The following is an 18,384-nucleotide window of genomic DNA, read 5'->3' on the forward strand; positions in this document are numbered from 1 at the left end:
GCCGCGGCGCGCAACTCAAGGCTCCAACCCGATCCCACGCAATATCACACTCGTCACCGTCTGCACCGCCCGCTCGAACTGCATGTCCGACAACGGCTGGTGATCATTAAGAATATTCACCTGGTGGTCAAAGTCGGCGTAATGCTGGGTCGAAGCCCAGATCATGTACAGCAGGCTGGAAGGCTCCACCGGCAGGATGCGTTTGTCCTCCACCCACTGGCGAATTTTCGCTTCTTTCATCTTGGCCCAGTCGTACAGGCTGGCGTCCAGTTTCTCACCCAGTGTCGGCGCACCGTGGATGATTTCGTTGGCCCAGACTTTCGAGCCGTAAGGGCGACTGCGGGAATGGTTCATTTTGGCGCGGATGTAGCTGCTGAGCACCACTCGCGGGTCGTCGAACATCTCGAAGCACAGAGCATCCTGCTTCCAGACCTCCAGCAAACCCAGGAGCACCGCACTGTACAGCTCGCTCTTGGTGCTGAAGTAGTAATGCAGGTTGGAACGCGGCAGTTGCACTTCGGCGGCGATGTCAGCCATGGCGGTGCTGCCGAACCCTTTTTCGGCGAAGACTTTTTCGGCCCCCAGCAGAATCTTTTCGACGTTACTGCGACGAATCTCGATCTTGTGATTGCCCATGAGGGCTCCCTGACAACAGCGTTGGTCAAGACTAGCATCCGCTCTGGATCGGGGCGACAGGGGGAAACGAAACTTCGTACAGCGGTCTTGCGGCTCGGTGGGCCGGTATTGATGGCCTTCAACAAGTCATCGTATAACTTGTGATTGACATTCCCTCAAAGGCTTGCAAATAATCGCCGCCAATGTTGTACGACGACGTATAACAAAAATAAGAATAACAAAAACCAGGGAGCGTTACTGTGAGCAGACTCGCCCGCAATTCCTTCGCCAGCACCCCTCACCCCACCTTCGCCCGTCGCCATACCCTCAGCCTGATCGGGTGCGGCAGCCTGGCCTTCGCCCTGCCCATGACCAGCCAGGCCGAAGGTTTCGTCGATGACGCCAAGGCCACGCTGAACCTGCGCAACGCTTACATCAATCGCAACTTCACCCACCCGAACAATGCCCAGGGCAAGGCTGAAGAGTGGACGCAAAACTTCATCCTCGACGCTAAATCCGGCTTCACCCAGGGCCCCGTCGGTTTCGGCGTGGATGTGCTCGGTATGTATTCGCAGAAGCTCGACGGCGGTAAGGGCACGGGCGGCACGCAATTGCTGCCGATCCATGATGACGGCCGCCCCGCGGACAATTTCGGTCGTCTGGGTGTGGCGCTGAAAGCCAAGGTGTCGAAAACCGAATTGAAGGTCGGGGAATGGATGCCGGTGCTGCCGATCCTGCGCTCCGATGACGGCCGCTCGCTGCCGCAAACCTTTCGCGGCGGCCAGGTCACCTCTACCGAAATCAGCGGCCTGACGCTCTACGGCGGCCAGTTCCGCGGCAACAGCCCGCGCAATGACGCGAGCATGGAAGACATGTCGATGAACGGCAGAGGCGCGTTCACCTCCGACCGCTTCAACTTCGGCGGCGGCGAGTATGCGTTCAATGAAAAGCGCACTCAGGTCGGCGTCTGGTACGCGGAGCTCAGCGACATCTATCAGCAGCAGTATTTCAACCTGAGCCACAGCCAGCCCATGGGGGACTGGACCTTGGGGGCCAACCTCGGTTACTTCATCGGCAAGGAAGACGGCAGCGCGCTGGCCGGCGACCTCGACAACAAAACTGCGTTCGCCCTGCTCTCGGCCAAGTACGGCGGCAACACCTTCTATGTCGGCCTGCAAAAACTCAGCGGCGACAGCGCCTGGATGCGCGTCAACGGCACCAGCGGCGGCACGCTGGCCAACGACAGCTACAACGCCAGCTATGACAACGCCAGGGAACGTTCCTGGCAGGTGCGTCACGACTACAACTTCGTCGCCCTCGGCATCCCCGGTCTGACGCTGATGAACCGCTACATCAGCGGCGATAACGTACACACCGGGGCGATCACCGACGGCAAGGAATGGGGCCGCGAATCGGAACTGGCCTACACCGTGCAAAGCGGCGCGCTTAAGAGCCTCAACGTCAAATGGCGCAACGCGACCATCCGTCGCGATTTCAGTACCAACGAATTCGATGAAAACCGGATTTTCATCAGTTATCCGATTTCGTTGTTGTAAGGCCAGCACCTTTGCAGGTTGGCATAAATCCCATGTGGAAGCGGGCTTGCTCGCGAAGACGGCGGCACAGTCAACATTAGTGTCGCCTGACACACCGCCTTCGCGAGCAAGCCCGCTCCCACAGGTTCGGCACATTCATGAGAGATGAATGAACATGACCCTCCGTCAATTTCAACCAAAGTCGCGTTGACAAGCACCGGAAACCCTAACAATACTTCGACAAGTCATACGACAACCTACAACAAATCCAATAACGACAATTTTGTGTAAAGGGACTTTCATGACGACCACACCCATAGTCCGCGCGCCGTTCAATCGCCTGCTCCTGACCGGCGCCGCCGGTGGCCTCGGTAAAGTCCTGCGCGAACGCCTGCGACCTTACGCCAACGTACTCCGCCTGTCGGACATCGCCGACATGACGCCAGCCAATGATGATCGCGAAGAAGTCGTGCCATGCGACCTCGCCGACAAGCAGGCGGTGCATCAACTGGTCGAAGGCGTGGACGCGATCCTGCACTTTGGCGGCGTGTCGGTGGAGCGTCCGTTCGAGGAGATCCTCGGCGCCAACATCTGCGGCGTGTTCCATATCTACGAAGCCGCCCGCCGCCACGGTGTGAAGCGGGTGATTTTTGCCAGTTCCAACCACGTCATCGGCTTTTACAAGCAGGACGAAACCCTCGACGCCCACTCCCCTCGTCGCCCGGACGGCTACTACGGCTTGTCCAAGTCCTACGGCGAAGACATGGCCAGTTTCTACTTCGATCGCTATGGCATCGAGACCGTCAGCATCCGCATCGGCTCCTCGTTCCCGGAACCGCAAAACCGCCGAATGATGAGCACCTGGCTGAGCTTCGATGACCTGACCCAATTGCTCGAACGCGCGCTGTACACCCCGGAGGTCGGCCACACCGTGGTGTATGGCATGTCCGACAACAAGAGCGTCTGGTGGGACAACCGTTTCGCGGCGCACTTGGGTTATGCGCCCCAGGACACGTCCGAAGTGTTCCGCGAAAAAGTCGAAGCCCAACCGATGCCCGCCGAAAATGATCCGGCCCGGATCTATCAGGGCGGTGCCTTTGTCGCGGCCGGGCCGTTCGGCGACTGAGCCCTCGCCAATCCCCTCCATAACAACCCAAGGGAATGCGTTGCCATGCAAGCCGAATTGATTGTCGATGCCCGCAATGCGGTCGGTGAAAGCCCGGTGTGGGTCCCCGAGGAAAACGCCCTGTACTGGGTGGATATTCCGGCCGGAGGATTACAACGCTGGCACGCCGACAGCGGGCACGTTCACGCCTGGAAAGCCCCGCAGATGCTCGCCTGCATCGCCCGTCACAGCACGGGTGGCTGGGTCGCCGGCATGGAAAACGGATTCTTTCACCTGCAGCCGCACAACGATGGCAGCCTAGACAGCGAACTGCTGGCCCACATCGAACACGCCCGCCCCAACATGCGCCTGAACGATGGCCGCTGTGATCGTCAGGGCCGTTTCTGGGCCGGCAGCATGGTACTGAACATGGGCGCCAACGCCGCCGACGGCACGCTCTATCGCTACAGTGCCGGGCAACCCGGGCCGCTCGACGCCCGGCTCAGCGGTTTCATCGTGCCCAATGGCCTGGGCTTCAGCCCGGACGGCAAGACGATGTACCTCTCGGATTCGCACCCGAATGTGCAACAGATCTGGGCCTTCGATTACGACATCGACAGCGGCACGCCGTCCAACCGTCGGCTGTTCGTCGACATGCATCACTTTCTTGGCCGCCCCGATGGCGCGGCAGTGGATGCCGAAGGTTGTTATTGGATCTGCGCCAACGACGCCGGGCTGATTCACCGTTTCACCCCCGATGGCCGACTGGATCGTTCCCTCCCCGTGCCGGTGAAGAAACCGACCATGTGCGCCTTCGGAGGCAGCCAGCTCGACACCCTGTTTGTGACCTCGATCCGCCCCGCTGACGACCATGACGAACAGTCGCTGGCCGGCGGCGTGTTCGCCCTCAACCCCGGCGTCAAAGGCTTGCCGGAACCGGTGTTCAACGAATTGCTTTAACCCCTCTGCTGCATCGCTGTGCCTTGAATAAAAAAAACAACAAGACTGGAGACGCAACCCATGGACTTCAAACGCACCTTGCTCGCCGCCGCACTCCCCATCACCGCAGCACTCACCTTCACCCTCAGCAGCGCCGCCCAGGCGCTGGAAATCAAATTCGCCGACATCCACCCCGCCGGTTACCCGACCGTGGTCGCCGAGGAACAGCTGGGTAAAACCCTGGTGGCCGACAGCGACGGCAAGCTGACGTTCAAGATGTTCGCCGGCGGAGTGCTCGGCTCGGAAAAAGAGGTCATCGAACAGGCCCAGGTCGGCGCCATTCAGATGGCCCGGGTCAGCCTCGGCATCGTCGGGCCGGTGGTGCCGGACGTGAACGTGTTCAACATGCCGTTCGTGTTTCGCGACCAGGCGCACATGCGCAAAGTCATCGACGGTGAGGTGGGCGACGAGATCCTCGACAAAATCACCCACTCCGAATTCAACCTGGTCGCCTTGGCCTGGATGGACGGCGGTACGCGCAATATCTACACCAAAAAACCGGTACGCAGCCTCGCCGATCTCAAAGGCATGAAGATCCGCGTGCAAGGCAACCCGATGTTCATCGACACCATCAACGCCATGGGCGGCAACGGTATTGCCATGGACACCGGCGAGATCTTCAGTGCGTTGCAGACCGGGGTAATCGACGGCGCGGAAAACAACCCGCCGACCCTGCTCGAACACAACCACTACCAGAACGCCAAGTTCTACAGCCTGACCGGGCACCTGATTCTGCCCGAGCCGATTGTGATGTCGAAAATCACCTGGGAAAAACTCAGCCCCGACCAGCAAGTGCTGGTGAAAAAAGCCGCCAAAGCCGCACAGGCCCAGGAGCGCACGCTGTGGGATGCGAAGTCGGCCAGCAGTGAAGAAAAACTCAAGGCTGCCGGCGTCGAGTTCATCACCGTCGACAAAAAACCTTTCTATGAAGCCACGGCCTCGGTCCGGGAAAAATACGGCGCGCCTTATGCCGACCTGATCAAGCGCATCGAAGCCATTCAGTAACCCTCCCTGCATTCATGAAAGGCCCGGCACCGTTGACGAGCGAATTGTCAGCGGCGCCCGGTTACGGTGAAACCCGATGAAGAATCTGCTGCTGCGCATCAACGACAGGATTTACATGACCTGCATCTGGGTCGCCGGCCTGTCGGTCCTGACTATTTCCCTGATCATTCCCTGGGGCGTCTTCGCCCGATACGTCCTCGGTACCGGTTCCAGTTGGCCGGAACCCACCGCGATTTTGCTGATGATGGTCTTCACCTTCATCGGCGCCGCCGCCAGTTATCGCGCCGGTGCGCACATGGCCGTGGCCATGCTCACCGACCGTATGGCCCCCGAACTGCGCAAGACCATGAGCATCGTTTCGCAGCTGCTGATGGCGACCATTTGCCTGTTCATGGCCATCTGGGGCACCAAACTCTGCCTGTCCACCTGGAATCAATTCATGAGCGCCCTGCCCACCCTGCGTGTGGGCATCACCTACATGCCAATCCCTGTGGGCGGTGTGTTGACGCTGATTTTTGTGCTGGAAAAACTCTTGCTCGGTGACCAGAGCAACCGTCGGGTCGTGCGTTTCGACCTGGTTGAAGAAAGCGAAGGTGCCGCATAAATGGACGCTCTGATTCTGCTCGGCAGTTTTATCGCTTTGATCCTGATCGGCATGCCGGTCGCCTACGCCCTGGGGCTTTCTGCCCTGATCGGTGCGTGGTGGATCGACATCCCGTTCCAGGCGCTGATGATTCAGGTCGCCGGCGGTGTGAACAAATTCTCGTTGCTGGCGATTCCCTTCTTCGTACTCGCTGGCGCGATCATGGCCGAGGGTGGCATGTCCCGCAGGCTGGTGGCGTTCGCCGGGGTGTTGGTGGGGTTCGTGCGCGGCGGGTTGTCGCTGGTGAACATCATGGCCTCGACCTTCTTCGGCGCGATTTCCGGTTCTTCAGTGGCGGACACGGCGTCGGTCGGTTCGGTGCTGATTCCGGAAATGGAGCGTCGCGGCTACCCGCGGGCTTTCTCCACCGCAGTGACGGTCAGCGGTTCGGTGCAAGCCCTGCTGACGCCGCCCAGCCATAACTCAGTACTCTACTCGCTGGCCGCTGGCGGTACCGTTTCGATCGCTTCGCTGTTCATGGCCGGCGTGGTGCCGGGCCTGCTGATGAGCGCATGCCTGATGGTGCTGTGCCTGATCTTCGCCAGGAAGCGCAACTACCCCAAGGGCGAAGTCATCCCCCTCAAACAGGCGCTGAAAATCTGCGGTGAAGCGATGTGGGGGTTGATGGCGATGGTCATCATTCTCGGCGGGATTCTCTCGGGCATCTTCACCGCCACCGAATCGGCGGCGATCGCGGTGCTGTGGTCGTTCTTCGTCACCATGTTCATCTACCGTGACTACAAGTGGCGTGAGCTGCCCAAGTTGATGCACCGCACGGTGCGCACCATTTCGATCGTGATGATCCTGATCGGCTTCGCCGCCAGCTTCGGCTACATCATGACGCTGATGCAGATCCCGGCGAAGATCACCACGATGTTCCTGACCCTGTCGGACAACCGTTACGTGATCCTGATGTGCATCAACGTGATGCTGCTGTTGCTCGGCACGGTGATGGACATGGCGCCGCTGATCCTGATCCTTACGCCGATTCTGATGCCGGTGATTCTGGGCATTGGCGTGGACCCGGTGCAGTTCGGCATGATCATGCTGGTGAACCTGGGGATCGGCTTGATCACGCCGCCAGTGGGCGCGGTGCTGTTTGTCGGCTCGGCGGTGGGCAAGGTCAGCATCGAAAGCACCGTTAAAGCGCTGCTGCCGTTCTACGGCGTGTTGTTCCTGGTGCTGATGGCCGTGACTTACATTCCCGCCATTTCGCTGTGGTTGCCGCATTTGGTGTTGTAACAACGGCTGGCAAATCTCCCTGTGGCGAGGGAGCTTGCTCCCGTTGGCTCGCGTAGCGGGCCCCAGCAATTTTCCAGAGGGACCGAGTTACCTGGATTTACGACTGCTTCGCAGCCGAACGGGAGCAAGCTCCCTCGCCACAAAAAACCTCATGCAGCCAATGAAGATCGCCATGACACCCACACTCCTCGAACTCGAAGACGAACTCACCCGCCTCACCCTCGCCCCGGAACTCGGGGCGAGCATAGTCAACTGGACCGTACGCAGCACCGGCCAGCCGCTGTTGCGCCACAGCGACCAACACGCCTTGAACACCGGCCTGCCCGGCAAGCTCGCCTGCTATCCCCTGGCGCCGTGGTCGAACCGTATCGCCGAAGGCGGTTTCGACTGCCCCGGTGGCTGGCTCGCGCTGACGCCCAACAGCCTCACCGATCCGCTGCCGATTCATGGCAGCGCCTGGCAGCAGCCGTGGCAGATCGTCTCGCACACTTGCGATGAAATCGTCCTGCAACTCGACAGCACCACGCCCTTCGCTTATCGCGCAAGGCAACGTTTTCATCTGAGTGAGGGCAAGTTGAGCATCGGTTTACAGGTCACTCATCTAGCCGAACACGCCGCCTGGCATGGGCTCGGTTTACACCCCTATTTCCCGCGCACCGCAGGCACTCGGTTGCAGGCGCAGGCGCGACAGGTCTGGTTATGCGACAGCGCAAAACTGCCAACACAACTCACTTCGATACCCAAGGATTGGGACTTCAGCCAGCCCCGGGCATTACCCGAAACGCTGGTGGACAATGGCTTTTGCGCATGGGACGGCCACTGCCTGATCCAGCAACCCAAGCTGGGTTATGAACTGGAATGCCAAGCCACCGGCAGCGACTACTACCTGCTCTCCTGCCCTGAGGGCCTGGAGTTTTTCTGTATCGAACCGGTGAGCCACCCGGTCAATGCCCATCACTTGCCGGGTCGGCCAGGGTTGCGTTTGCTGGAGCAAGGCCAATCCGCCGAGCTCGGTTTCAGCCTGCGCTATCGCTACGCCAACAGCTGAGTCAACACCGCGCGCAACTTGCCGGGCTTCACTGGTTTGTTCAGCAGCGGCGCGTCGAGGCGCTGCAATGAGCGCCGACACTGGTCGGTGCGGTCTGCGGTGATGATCACCGCCGGAATCGCCTGGCTGAAATGCTCGCGCAAATGCCGAACCACCTCACAGCCCACCACCCCGTGATCCAGGTGATAGTCCGCCAGAATCAGTTCCGGCGCCTGTCCTTGCAAAGCCATCAGCGCGGTGGCCTCGTCGGTGGCGGTGACCACCTCGCACCCCCACTGCCCGAGCAGCGCGCTCATGCTTTCAAGAATGCTGACCTCGTTGTCCAGCACCAACAGCCGCCGGCCCGGCAACGGGTTGCCGGTGCTTGGTTGTGGTGCGGCCTGGCTGATGGGCAATGGAATCTCATGGGAAATCGGCACCTCGATGCTGAACATCGAACCGCGCCCCGGCCGCGAATGTACCTGAATCCGGTAGTCGAGGATCTTGGCGATGCGTTCGACAATCGCCAGTCCCAAGCCCACGCCCTTGCGATCGGCGGCGCGCCCGACGTCCAGTTGGTTAAATTCGAGGAAGATCGAGTCAAGACGATCCGCCGCAATCCCGCGCCCGGTGTCCCACACTTCGATACGCAGCACATCGCCCCGGCGTCTTGCCCCCAGCAGAATGCAGCCCTCGTCGGTGTAGCGGCAGGCATTGCTGAGGAAGTTGCGCAGGATTCGGGTCATCAGGCGCAAGTCGGTATGAAGGGCGTAATCGCCCATGTGTACCCGCAGGTTCAACCCCGCTGCCGCAGCCACCGACTGAAACTCCGAGACCAATGGCGCGAACAATTCGTCAAGGCGGTACAGGGCAATGTCCGGCTTCACCGCAGCCTGATCGAGCCGGGAAATATCCAGCAGATCGGTGAGCAAGTCTTCGGCCCCTTCCAACGCCTGATGCGTGCGCTCCACCAGCACCTGCTCGACGTCGGGCAGTTTGCGTTCGCGCAAGGTCGAGATCAGCAAACGCGCGGCGTTGAGCGGTTGCAGCAAGTCGTGACTGGCGGCGGCGAGGTATTTGTCCTTGCTGCGATTGGCCGCCTCGGCGGCATCACGGGCATCGCGCAAGGCTTCTGCGATCTGTTTGCGCTGGGTGATCTGCTGTTGCAGATTGCGGTTGGCGTCCAGCAACTCGTTGGTGCGTGCGGTAACCCGCTGCTCCAGTTGGTCATTGAGTTGTTGCAGGCGCTGCTGAGCCAGTTTTCGCTCAGTGATGTCGGCGACAAAGCCCTCCACCAGGCCCTCCTGATCCGGTTTGAGCAGCAAGTTCATCAACACGTCGAGGACGCTGCCGTCCTTGCGCCGCAGCTGAGTTTCATAGCCCAGCAGGCTGCGCTCGCGCTGGAGGATTTCGCCGATGCTTTCCAGCTCTTGTGCCCCGCCGACGAACAGCGTGCCCGCCAGGTCCGTCAGGGAAAACAGCACCTCCTGCGGGTCCTGATAGCCGAGCATCCGCGCCAGTGCCGGATTGGCGGCGCGCATGCCTTCCAGCAGGCTGGCCTGGAAGATCCCGTGCACCGCGTTTTCGAACAGCCATTTGTAGCGGTTGCGTTCGGTTTCCAGTTCATCCAGGCGCGCGGCCAGTTCCGGGTAATGACTCTTGCGCGCCGAGTGATTGCCTAAACCCAGTAACCCGGCCAGCGCCCGTTGTTGCTCGTCAGAGGGCTTCGCCATAGACGACCTCGACGTCGCGCTGACTGGATTCGCGCGGGTTGGTGAGAATGCACGGGTCGTGCATGGCGTGTTGCGACAGAAACGGAATGTCCGCCGTACTCACCCCGTGCAAGCCCAGGGTTTCATGGAAGCCGATGGCATGTTTGAGGGCGATCAGGTGTTCGACCAGACGCCCGCAAATCTGCCGGTGATTCAGGCCACGGCAATCAATACCGAACGTCTCGGCGATCACCTTGAAGCGCTCCGGCGCCGAGCTGTAGTTGAACGCCACCACGTGCTCCACCAGCACCGCGTTGCACAAACCGTGAGGCAGATCGAGGAAGCCGCCGAGGCTGTGGGACATGGCGTGCACCGCGCCAAGAATCGCGTTGGAGAACGCCAGCCCGGCCTGCATGCTGCCGAGCATGATTTTTTCCCGCAGGGCGATGTCACTGGGGTTGGCGATCATTTGCACCAGATTGCCGTTGATCAGCCGCATCGCCTCCAGCGCATGCGGGTCGGTGAGCGGCCCGTGACCGGTGGAGACGAAGGCTTCGATGGCATGGACCAACGCGTCGATGCCGGTACAGGCCGACAGGAACGGGTCCATGCTCAGGGTGGTTTCCGGATCGATCAGCGACACGTCCGGCACCGCGGCCTTGCTGACGATGGAGAATTTCATGCGTTCTTGTTGATTGGAGATGATCACGAACTGCGATACATCAGCCGAAGTGCCAGCGGTGGTCGGGATCAGGATCAGCGGCGGGCTGGGCATGCGCAACATGTCCACGCCCTCGAATTCGAGGATGTTGCGCCCGTGGGCGACGACAATGCCGATGCCCTTGCCGCAATCCATCGGGCTACCGCCGCCGACCGCGACGATCACATCGCAGTGATTCTCCCGGTACAGCTCGGCGCCGAGCATGACCTCTTCGATCCGCGGGTTGGGCGAGACGTCGCTATATAGAAAGTAATCAATACCCTGGGCTTGCAGGCTGGCCTCGACATCGGCGACCCAACCGGCGGCAATCACACCGGGGTCGCTGACCACCAGCACTTTGCGGGCGCCGAAGGTCTTGGCGTAGTTGCCGACGTTATGCCGGCAGCCGGCACCAAAGATGATTTCAGGCGAAACGAATTTACGCAGCTGGCTGAGATTCTGGCTCATTGGAAAGCCTGTTTTTATTGTTTTGAAGGTAAAGCCACACTAACGCATCCGGCTGCGAATGCAATCAGACCAATGGGTAGCCGCCTGGGATGTGCTCGAGTTTTGTATTCACCGGAGATCCCTGTGGGAGCGGGCTTGCCCGCGATGAGGCCATCACATCCAGCATTACCGTTGGCTGATACACCGCTATCGCGGGCAAGCCCGCTCCCACAGGGATCTGCGTCGGATACGCCTTTTGGATTCATCCGCGATAGATCAGCCGCGAAGCCTTTTCGTTGCGCAACGTCAGGTGTTCCATGCCCTGCCCCGGCGCGTCGGCTTCGTCCCGGGCCTTGAGAATAACGTCGTGGTGCGGCGACTTGCTGCACACCGGGTCGGCGTTGCTCGCATCACCGGTGAGCATGAACGCCTGGCAACGGCAGCCGCCGAGGTCCTTGTGCTTTTCATCGCAGGAACGGCACGGCTCTTTCATCCAGTCATCACCACGAAAACGGTTGAAACCGAAGGAGTCGTTCCAGATGTGTTCGATGCTGTGCTCGCGCACGTTGGGAAACTGCACCGGCAACTGGCGGGCACTATGACAAGGCAAGGCCGTGCCATCCGGGGTGATGTCGAGAAACAGGTTGGCCCAGCCATTCATGCAGGTCTTGGGGCGTTCTTCGTAGTAATCCGGGGTGACGAAAATCAGCTTGCACGGGTGGCCCTCGGCCTCAAGCCGCTGGCGGTATTCATGGGTGATCCGTTCGGCACGCTGCAACTGTTCGCGGGTCGGCAACAGGCCGACGCGGTTGAGTTCGGCCCAACCGTAGAACTGGCACGTCGCCAACTCAACGAAATCCGCCTCCAGCTCCAGGCACAGTTCGATGATCTGCGCGATCTGGTCGATGTTGTGCCGATGGGTGACGAAGTTCAGCACCATCGGGTAGCCCTGGGCTTTCACCGCCCGGGCCATGGCCAGTTTCTGGGCGAAGGCCTTGCGCGAGCCGGCGAGCAGATTGTTGACCTCTTCATCGGCGGCCTGAAAACTGATCTGAATGTGGTCCAGCCCCGCGATCTTGAAATCGCGCACCTTCTGTTCGGTCAGGCCGATACCCGAGGTGATCAGGTTGGTGTAGTAACCCATGTCCCGCGCGGCCTTGATCAGCTCGGCCAGGTCTTGGCGCACCAACGGTTCGCCACCGGAAAAACCCAGTTGCGCAGCACCCATCTCCCGCGCCTCGCGGAACACGCGAATCCACTCTTCTGTGCTCAACTCCTCACCCTGTTGGGCGAAGTCCAGCGGGTTGGAGCAATACGGGCATTGCAGCGGGCAGCGATAGGTCAGTTCCGCCAGCAACCACAGCGGTGGGCCGGGTTGATGTTCGATCAGGCTCACAGGCTGATCCCCCGGTGCCAGACCCGCTCGGTGGTGACGGTGTGATACGGCGGGCGGCCCAGCTCATAGGCCATGCTCATCGCGTCGAGCATGCTCCACAGCACATCAAGCTTGAACTGTAGAATCTCCAGCATGCGTTGCTGGCCTTCGACCGTGACGTAGTGCGCCAGGGTGATGCGCAAACCATGCTCGACATCACGCCTCGCCTGGCTCAGACGCGTACGGAAATAGTCGTAACCGGCCGGGTCGATCCATGGGTAATGGGTGGGCCAGGCGTCGAGCCGGGACTGGTGAATCTGTGGCGCGAACAATTCGGTCAGCGAGCTGCTGGCCGCTTCTTGCCAGCGCGCGCGACGGGCGAAATTGACGTAGGCATCCACGGCGAAACGCACGCCCGGCAGCACTAGCTCTTGCGAGAGGATTTGTTCGCGATCCAGCCCCACTGCTTCGCCCAATCGTAGCCACGCTTCGATGCCGCCTTCACTGCCGGGGACGCCGTCATGGTCGAGAATCCGTTGCAGCCATTCCCGGCGCACGTCGCGGTCCGGGCAGTTGGCGAGGATTGCGGCATCCTTGAGTGGAATGTTCACCTGGTAATAGAAGCGATTGGCGACCCAGCCCTGAATCTGCTCACGGGTGGCGCGCCCGGCGTACATGGCTTGGTGGAATGGGTGGTGGATGTGGTAACAGGCGCCTTTGGCGCGCAGGGCGGCTTCGAATTCGATGGGGGTCAGGGGGGTGTCAGTCATTGCGGTTCTCCGGATTTTGCGGTGTCTGGTCTGGCGCCTTCGCGGGCAAGCCCGCTCCCACAGTTGATCGGTGTGAACATAGGTTTTGTGTGCACCGCAGATCCTTGTGGGAGCGGGCTTGCCCGCGATGGGGCCATCCGCTACAACTCAATACTCATGCCATCGAACGCCACTTCAATCCCGCGCCGCTCCAGCAGTGCGCGCTCGGCCGAGTCTTCATCGAGGATCGGGTTGGTGTTGTTGATGTGGATCAGCACCTTGCGCTGGCGATTGAGGCCCTCCAGCACGTCGAGCATCCCGCCGGGGCCGCTTTGTGGCAGGTGGCCCATTTCGCGGCCCAGGCTCTGGCCGACTTCGCACACGCGCATTTCATCGTCGCGCCAGAGCGTGCCGTCCAGCAGCAGGCAATCGGCGCGCTGCATCCAGCTCATTACCTCGGCATCGACCTGCCCCAGCCCCGGCGCATAGAACACCGATGCACCGTTGCGCAGGTCTTCGATGAACAGGCCGATGGTGTCGCCCGGTTGCGGGTTGCCGCGATTGGGCGAGTACGGCGGCGCATTGCTGACCAAGGGAATCGCGCGAAATTGCAGGTGTGGGCAGGCCGCGATGCGGAACGGCTCGCGATCCAGTTCGATGGGTTGCCACTGCAAGCCACCGTTCCAGTGCTGGAGCATGCTGAACAAGGGAAAGCCGCTGCTCAGGTCTTCGTGAACCCGCTCGGTGCACCAGACCGAATGCGGGCAGCCTTCGCGCAGGCTCAACAGCCCGGTGCAATGGTCGATCTGACTGTCCAGCAGGACGACACCGGCAATCGCCGTGTCCCGCAAGCGTCGGGCCGGTTGCATCGCCGGAAAACTTTCCAATTGCGCGCGAATATCCGGTGAAGCATTGCAGAGCACCCACTCCACACCGTCGTCGCTCAGGGCAATGGACGACTGCGTGCGGCGTTGTGCGCGCAGGTTGCCGTGGCGCATCGCCGCGCATTGACGGCAGTTGCAGTTCCATTGCGGAAAACCGCCGCCAGCGGCGGAACCGAGAACGCGGATGTGCATGGGAGGGCTCCAGAAGGCAGGCCCGGCCAACGCGACGGCTGACCGGGCGATCAATCAACGGTTGGCGAAATACATCGTCACTTCGAAGCCAATGCGCAGATCGGTAAACGCGGGTTTATTCCACATGGGTCAATCCTCTTCTTGTGCCGGACGATTCCGGTAAGACCATTAATGCATGGGGGATGAGATGACCGAATGCTACTTTCGAAGGAGGTTGTGGGGTGCGTTGGTAGGGGGTATTGCGCGGTCTTCAAGTACACCCATAACCCTGTGGGAGCGGGCTTGCCCGCGATGGCGGTGTCACATTCAACACATGCGTTGAATGACAGTTCGCTATCGCGGGCAAGCCCGCTCCCACAGGTTTCAATGGTGCTCTTGCGGGTTAGAAGAACCCCAGCGGATTGATGTCGTAGCTCACCAACAGGTTTTTGGTCTGTTGGTAATGGTCGAGCATCATCTTGTGGTTCTCACGGCCGACACCGGACTTCTTGTAGCCACCAAACGCGGCATGGGCCGGGTACAGGTGGTAGCAGTTGGTCCAGACGCGCCCGGCCTTGATCGCCCGGCCCATGCGGTAGGCGCGGTTGATGTCGCGGGTCCACAGGCCGGCGCCGAGGCCGAATTCGCTGTCGTTGGCAATCGCCAGGGCTTCGGCTTCGTCCTTGAAGGTGGTGATGCCCACTACCGGGCCGAAGATTTCTTCCTGGAACACACGCATTTTGTTGTGACCCTTGAGCAGGGTCGGCTGGATGTAATAGCCGCTCGACAAGTCGCCTTCAAGACGCTCGGCCGCGCCGCCGGTGAGCAGCTCGGCGCCCTCCTCCTGAGCGATTTTCAGGTACGAGAGGATCTTGTCGTATTGCTGCTCGGACGCCTGGGCGCCGACCATGGTCTCGGTGTCCAGCGGGTTGCCGCGCTTGATCTTGACGATCTTCTTCATCACCTCGGCCATGAACGGCTCGTAGATCGATTCCTGCACCAGCGCCCGGGACGGACAGGTGCAGACTTCGCCCTGATTGAAGAACGCCAGCACCAGACCTTCGGCGGCTTTCTCGATGAACTGCGGCTCGGCGTTCATGATGTCTTCGAAGAAAATGTTCGGCGACTTGCCGCCCAGTTCAACGGTGCTTGGAATAATGTTCTCGGCCGCGCAATGCATGATGTGCGCGCCCACCGGGGTGGAACCGGTGAAGGCGATCTTGGCGATGCGCTTGCTGGTGGCCAGCGCTTCACCGGCTTCGCGACCGAAACCCTGGACGATGTTCAGCACACCGGCCGGCAGCAAGTCGGCGATCAGCTCGGCGAACACCATGATCGACAGCGGCGTTTGTTCGGCGGGTTTGAGCACGATGCAGTTGCCGGCGGCCAGGGCCGGAGCGAGTTTCCAGGCGGCCATCAGCAGCGGGAAGTTCCACGGGATGATCTGCCCGACCACACCCAGCGGTTCGTGGAAGTGATAGGCGGTGGTCAGTTCGTTGATCTCGGCGGCGCCGCCTTCCTGAGCGCGGATGCAACCGGCGAAGTAACGGAAGTGGTCGGCGGCCAAAGGTACGTCGGCGTTGAGGGTTTCGCGCACGGCCTTGCCGTTGTCCCAGGTTTCGGTGACGGCGAGGATTTCCAGGTTCTGCTCGATGCGGTCGGCGATTTTCAGCAGCACCAGCGAGCGATCCTGCGCCGAGGTTTTGCCCCAGGCATCGGCGGCGGCATGGGCGGCGTCCAGGGCCTTTTCGATGTCGGCGGCGCTGGAGCGCGGGAACTCGGCGATCACTTCCCCGGTAACCGGTGAGGTGTTGGTGAAGTACTCGCCGTTGATTGGGGCAACGAACTCGCCGCCGATGAAATTGCCGTAGCGCGGTTTGAAGGAAACGACGGCGCCGGGTGTTCCGGGTTGTGCGTAGATCATGGTGGGCCTCTGTCTGGGTCGATGCCTGTCAGGCCAACAGGCGATGAACCGATAGTAGAGAGCCCCGCCTACCAGACGAATGCGCCGTTGGCAGGGGGATTCTCGTTATTTGGTAGTAGGTGATCGTTCCCACGCTCTGCGTGGGAATGCAGCCCGGGACGCTCTGCGTCCCCTCCAGAGCCGAACGCGGAGCGTCCGTTGAGGCATTCCCACGCGGAGCGTGGGAACGATCAGTGCAGCGATCAGTGTTTGGCAACGAGATCCTTGGGCAACTTGAACGTCCAGAGCATGCCGCCCTGGTTGAAGTCCTTGACGCGCTTGGCCACTTCGCCGCCCCACAGCGGTACCGCGCCGCCCCAGCCGGAGAGCACCGAAACGTATTGTTCGCCGTCCATTTCCCAGGTCACGGGCGAACCGAGCACGCCGGAACCGGTCTGGAATTCCCAGACTTTCTCGCCAGTCTTGGCATTGAATGCCTGCAGGAAACCTTCCGGCGTACCGGTGAACACCAGGTTGCCCTTGGTGGTCAGCACCCCGCCCCACAGCGGCGCGAAGTTCTTGTGGCGCCAGACTTCCTTGCCGGTTTTCGGGTCGATGGCGCGCAGCACGCCGATGTAGTCTTCGTTCAACGGTTTGATAGTGAAACCAGCGCCGAGGAACGCCGCGCCTTTCTTGTAGGCGATGCCTTCGTTCCAGATGTCCATGCCCCACTCGTTGGACGGCACATAGAACAGGCCGGTGTCGCGGTTGTAGGCCATCGGCATCCAGTTTTTCGCCCCCAGGAACGCTGGCGCGACAAACACCGAACTGCCTTTGGCCTCGGAGCCCGGCGCACCCGGACGGCTGGTTTCGTTGTAGATCGGCCGACCGTTTTTATCCAGGCCGCTGGCCCAGGTGATCTTGTCCACGAACGGGAAGCCGCGAATGAATTTGCCGTTGGTGCGATCGAGCACGTAGAAGAAACCGTTACGGTCCGCGGTGGCCGCGGCTTTGATTTCCTTACCGCCTTCGTTGTAGTTGAACGACACCAGTTCGTTCACGCCGTCATAGTCCCAACCGTCGTGGGGCGTACTCTGGAAGTGCCATTTGATCGTGCCATCGTCCGGGTTCAGCGCCAGGCGCGACGATGAGTAGAGGTTGTCGCCAGGACGCAGGTGCGAGTTCCACGGCGCCGGGTTACCGGTGCCGAATAGCAGCAGATTGGTTTCCGGATCGTAGTAGCCGCCCAGCCAAGGTGCCGCGCCGCCGGTTTTCCACAGATCGCCCGGCCAGGTCTTGCCCGCTTCGCCGCCGGAGATGCCGTTTTCTACCGCTTTGCCATCCTTGTAGACATAGCCCATGTGGCCTTCGACGGTGGGACGAGTCCACAGCAGGCTGCCGTTTTTCGGGTCGTAGGCTTCGATCTTGCCCACCACCCCGAACTCGCCGCCGGCCACGCCGGTGATCAATTTGCCGTTGATCACCAACGGCGCGGCGCTGATGGAATAGCCTTCCTTGTGGTCGGCGACTTTCTTGCTCCAGACGACTTTGCCGGTGTCCTTGTTCAGGGCCACGAGCTTGGCGTCGAGGGTGCCGAAAATCACCAGGTCGCCATACAGCGCCACGCCACGGTTGATCACATCGCAGCACGGGCGGATGTCATCGGGCAGGCGTGCGTCGTATTGCCAGAGTTTGCGACCGGTGCGCGCATCCACCGCGAATACCCGCGAGTAGGAACCGGTCATGTACATCACGCCGTCCTTGATCATCGGCTGCGCCTGCTGACCGCGCTGCTTTTCCCCGCCGAACGAAAAGGCCCAGACCGGTCGCAAGTCCTTCACGTTGTCGACATTGAGGGTGTCCAGCGGGCTGTAGCGCTGACCCTGGACGCCCAGTCCGTTGGTGACGATCTGCTCCGGGTTCTTCGGGTCCTGGAGGATGTCTTGATCGGAGACTGCGGCCAATGCCTGGCAAGACAACAGCATGGCACTGAGCAGCACGCTCAAGGCGAAGGGTTGGCGACGTGCGGGTTGGGTCATGACGGCTACCTCTGCGGTTTTTGTTATACCCGGGAAATTTTCCCGGTCTGGTGCAGATTCTTGGGCGCCGCCGCCCATGCAACAATTGCCCGCAGTACGGAGATTTCTAGTTCCTTGGTACAGGGTCGGAGGAGAAGATCACCGAAAGATCGTTCCCACGCTCCGCGTGGGAATGCAGCCCGGGACGCTCCGCGTCCCTTGCAGAGCCGAACGCGGAGCGTCCGTTGAGGCAT

At 60.9% G+C, this 18,384-nt stretch carries 16 protein-coding genes; 7 read left to right on the forward strand and 9 right to left on the reverse strand.

Annotation, left to right across the window (positions count from 1 at the left end; translation table 11 throughout):
* Nucleotides 1–15: 15 nt before the first annotated feature.
* Nucleotides 16–636: a TetR/AcrR family transcriptional regulator gene (locus PSH88_RS16820; protein WP_007899508.1), complete on the reverse strand. Its 621-nt coding sequence runs from the start codon at nt 634–636 to the stop codon at nt 16–18.
* 239 nt (nt 637–875) lie between these two features.
* Here PSH88_RS16820 and PSH88_RS16825 point away from each other — a divergent pair, with 239 nt between their 5' ends.
* The 7 genes from PSH88_RS16825 to PSH88_RS16855 all read left to right on the forward strand — a co-directional run bounded on the left by PSH88_RS16825 (nt 876) and on the right by PSH88_RS16855 (nt 8,192).
* Complete coding sequence (locus PSH88_RS16825) at nt 876–2,171, forward strand: OprD family porin (RefSeq protein ID WP_305421611.1); 1,296 nt, start codon at nt 876–878, stop codon at nt 2,169–2,171.
* A 280-nt stretch (nt 2,172–2,451) separates the two neighbouring features.
* Nucleotides 2,452–3,276: an NAD-dependent epimerase/dehydratase family protein gene (locus tag PSH88_RS16830; RefSeq protein ID WP_305421612.1), complete on the forward strand. Its 825-nt coding sequence runs from the start codon at nt 2,452–2,454 to the stop codon at nt 3,274–3,276.
* 45 nt (nt 3,277–3,321) lie between these two features.
* The gene (locus PSH88_RS16835) at nt 3,322–4,215 is read left to right on the forward strand and encodes an SMP-30/gluconolactonase/LRE family protein (RefSeq protein WP_305421613.1); all 894 of its coding nucleotides are present in this window, start codon (nt 3,322–3,324) and stop codon (nt 4,213–4,215) included.
* Nucleotides 4,216–4,275: 60 nt separating this feature from the next.
* Nucleotides 4,276–5,259 (forward strand): TRAP transporter substrate-binding protein, encoded by a 984-nt coding sequence (locus tag PSH88_RS16840; RefSeq protein ID WP_305421614.1) that lies wholly within the window; start codon nt 4,276–4,278, stop codon nt 5,257–5,259.
* A 76-nt stretch (nt 5,260–5,335) separates the two neighbouring features.
* Nucleotides 5,336–5,863 (forward strand): TRAP transporter small permease, encoded by a 528-nt coding sequence (locus tag PSH88_RS16845; RefSeq protein ID WP_305421615.1) that lies wholly within the window; start codon nt 5,336–5,338, stop codon nt 5,861–5,863.
* Complete coding sequence (locus PSH88_RS16850) at nt 5,864–7,144, forward strand: TRAP transporter large permease (protein WP_305421616.1); 1,281 nt, start codon at nt 5,864–5,866, stop codon at nt 7,142–7,144.
* Between the two features lie 172 nt (nt 7,145–7,316).
* The gene (locus PSH88_RS16855) at nt 7,317–8,192 is read left to right on the forward strand and encodes an aldose 1-epimerase (RefSeq protein ID WP_305421617.1); all 876 of its coding nucleotides are present in this window, start codon (nt 7,317–7,319) and stop codon (nt 8,190–8,192) included.
* On the opposite strand, the gene PSH88_RS16860 is transcribed toward PSH88_RS16855, so the two are convergent.
* The 8 genes from PSH88_RS16860 to PSH88_RS16895 all read right to left on the reverse strand — a co-directional run bounded on the left by PSH88_RS16860 (nt 8,177) and on the right by PSH88_RS16895 (nt 18,151).
* Nucleotides 8,177–9,904 carry a hybrid sensor histidine kinase/response regulator gene (locus tag PSH88_RS16860; protein ID WP_305421618.1) on the reverse strand — a complete coding sequence of 576 codons (1,728 nt, stop codon included), beginning with the start codon at nt 9,902–9,904 and terminating at the stop codon, nt 8,177–8,179. The genes PSH88_RS16855 and PSH88_RS16860 overlap by 16 nt on opposite strands.
* A complete protein-coding gene (gene ercA, locus PSH88_RS16865) occupies nt 9,888–11,051 on the reverse strand; it encodes an alcohol dehydrogenase-like regulatory protein ErcA (protein WP_305421619.1) in 1,164 nt (387 codons plus the stop codon). Before ercA ends, PSH88_RS16860 begins: the two co-directional genes overlap by 17 nt.
* A 241-nt stretch (nt 11,052–11,292) precedes the next feature.
* Complete coding sequence (gene pqqE / locus PSH88_RS16870) at nt 11,293–12,426, reverse strand: pyrroloquinoline quinone biosynthesis protein PqqE (RefSeq protein ID WP_305421620.1); 1,134 nt, start codon at nt 12,424–12,426, stop codon at nt 11,293–11,295.
* Nucleotides 12,423–13,175, reverse strand: coding sequence for a pyrroloquinoline-quinone synthase PqqC (pqqC, locus tag PSH88_RS16875; protein WP_305421621.1), 753 nt, complete (start codon nt 13,173–13,175; stop codon nt 12,423–12,425). The genes pqqE and pqqC overlap by 4 nt, the downstream gene beginning before the upstream one ends.
* Nucleotides 13,176–13,315: 140 nt before the next feature.
* The gene (gene pqqB, locus PSH88_RS16880; RefSeq protein WP_305421622.1) at nt 13,316–14,230 is read right to left on the reverse strand and encodes a pyrroloquinoline quinone biosynthesis protein PqqB; all 915 of its coding nucleotides are present in this window, start codon (nt 14,228–14,230) and stop codon (nt 13,316–13,318) included.
* A gap of 54 nt (nt 14,231–14,284) precedes the next feature.
* On the reverse strand, nt 14,285–14,356 hold the full coding sequence (gene pqqA, locus PSH88_RS16885; protein ID WP_010455123.1) for a pyrroloquinoline quinone precursor peptide PqqA: 72 nt from the start codon (nt 14,354–14,356) through the stop codon (nt 14,285–14,287).
* Between the two features lie 256 nt (nt 14,357–14,612).
* Nucleotides 14,613–16,133, reverse strand: a complete 1,521-nt coding sequence (exaC, locus tag PSH88_RS16890) for an acetaldehyde dehydrogenase ExaC (protein WP_123359747.1) — start codon at nt 16,131–16,133, stop codon at nt 14,613–14,615.
* A 242-nt stretch (nt 16,134–16,375) separates the two neighbouring features.
* Nucleotides 16,376–18,151 (reverse strand): PQQ-dependent methanol/ethanol family dehydrogenase, encoded by a 1,776-nt coding sequence (locus PSH88_RS16895; RefSeq protein WP_305421623.1) that lies wholly within the window; start codon nt 18,149–18,151, stop codon nt 16,376–16,378.
* Between the last annotated feature and the right edge of the window lie 233 nt (nt 18,152–18,384).

The organism is Pseudomonas wuhanensis, from assembly GCF_030687395.1.
Lineage (GTDB): Bacteria > Pseudomonadota > Gammaproteobacteria > Pseudomonadales > Pseudomonadaceae > Aquipseudomonas > Aquipseudomonas wuhanensis.

What these genes read in the sequence shown, in the direction of transcription:
- PSH88_RS16820 (WP_007899508.1), bottom strand. Translation starts at nt 636, where the DNA reads ATGGGCAATCACAAGATCGAGATTCGTCGCAGTAACGTCGAAAAGATT.
- PSH88_RS16830 (WP_305421612.1), top strand. Translation starts at nt 2,452, where the DNA reads ATGACGACCACACCCATAGTCCGCGCGCCGTTCAATCGCCTGCTCCTG.
- PSH88_RS16835 (WP_305421613.1), top strand. Translation starts at nt 3,322, where the DNA reads ATGCAAGCCGAATTGATTGTCGATGCCCGCAATGCGGTCGGTGAAAGC.
- PSH88_RS16840 (WP_305421614.1), top strand. Translation starts at nt 4,276, where the DNA reads ATGGACTTCAAACGCACCTTGCTCGCCGCCGCACTCCCCATCACCGCA.
- PSH88_RS16845 (WP_305421615.1), top strand. Translation starts at nt 5,336, where the DNA reads ATGAAGAATCTGCTGCTGCGCATCAACGACAGGATTTACATGACCTGC.
- PSH88_RS16850 (WP_305421616.1), top strand. Translation starts at nt 5,864, where the DNA reads ATGGACGCTCTGATTCTGCTCGGCAGTTTTATCGCTTTGATCCTGATC.
- PSH88_RS16855 (WP_305421617.1), top strand. Translation starts at nt 7,317, where the DNA reads ATGACACCCACACTCCTCGAACTCGAAGACGAACTCACCCGCCTCACC.
- PSH88_RS16860 (WP_305421618.1), bottom strand. Translation starts at nt 9,904, where the DNA reads ATGGCGAAGCCCTCTGACGAGCAACAACGGGCGCTGGCCGGGTTACTG.
- ercA (WP_305421619.1), bottom strand. Translation starts at nt 11,051, where the DNA reads ATGAGCCAGAATCTCAGCCAGCTGCGTAAATTCGTTTCGCCTGAAATC.
- pqqC (WP_305421621.1), bottom strand. Translation starts at nt 13,175, where the DNA reads ATGACTGACACCCCCCTGACCCCCATCGAATTCGAAGCCGCCCTGCGC.
- pqqB (WP_305421622.1), bottom strand. Translation starts at nt 14,230, where the DNA reads ATGCACATCCGCGTTCTCGGTTCCGCCGCTGGCGGCGGTTTTCCGCAA.
- exaC (WP_123359747.1), bottom strand. Translation starts at nt 16,133, where the DNA reads ATGATCTACGCACAACCCGGAACACCCGGCGCCGTCGTTTCCTTCAAA.
- PSH88_RS16895 (WP_305421623.1), bottom strand. Translation starts at nt 18,151, where the DNA reads ATGACCCAACCCGCACGTCGCCAACCCTTCGCCTTGAGCGTGCTGCTC.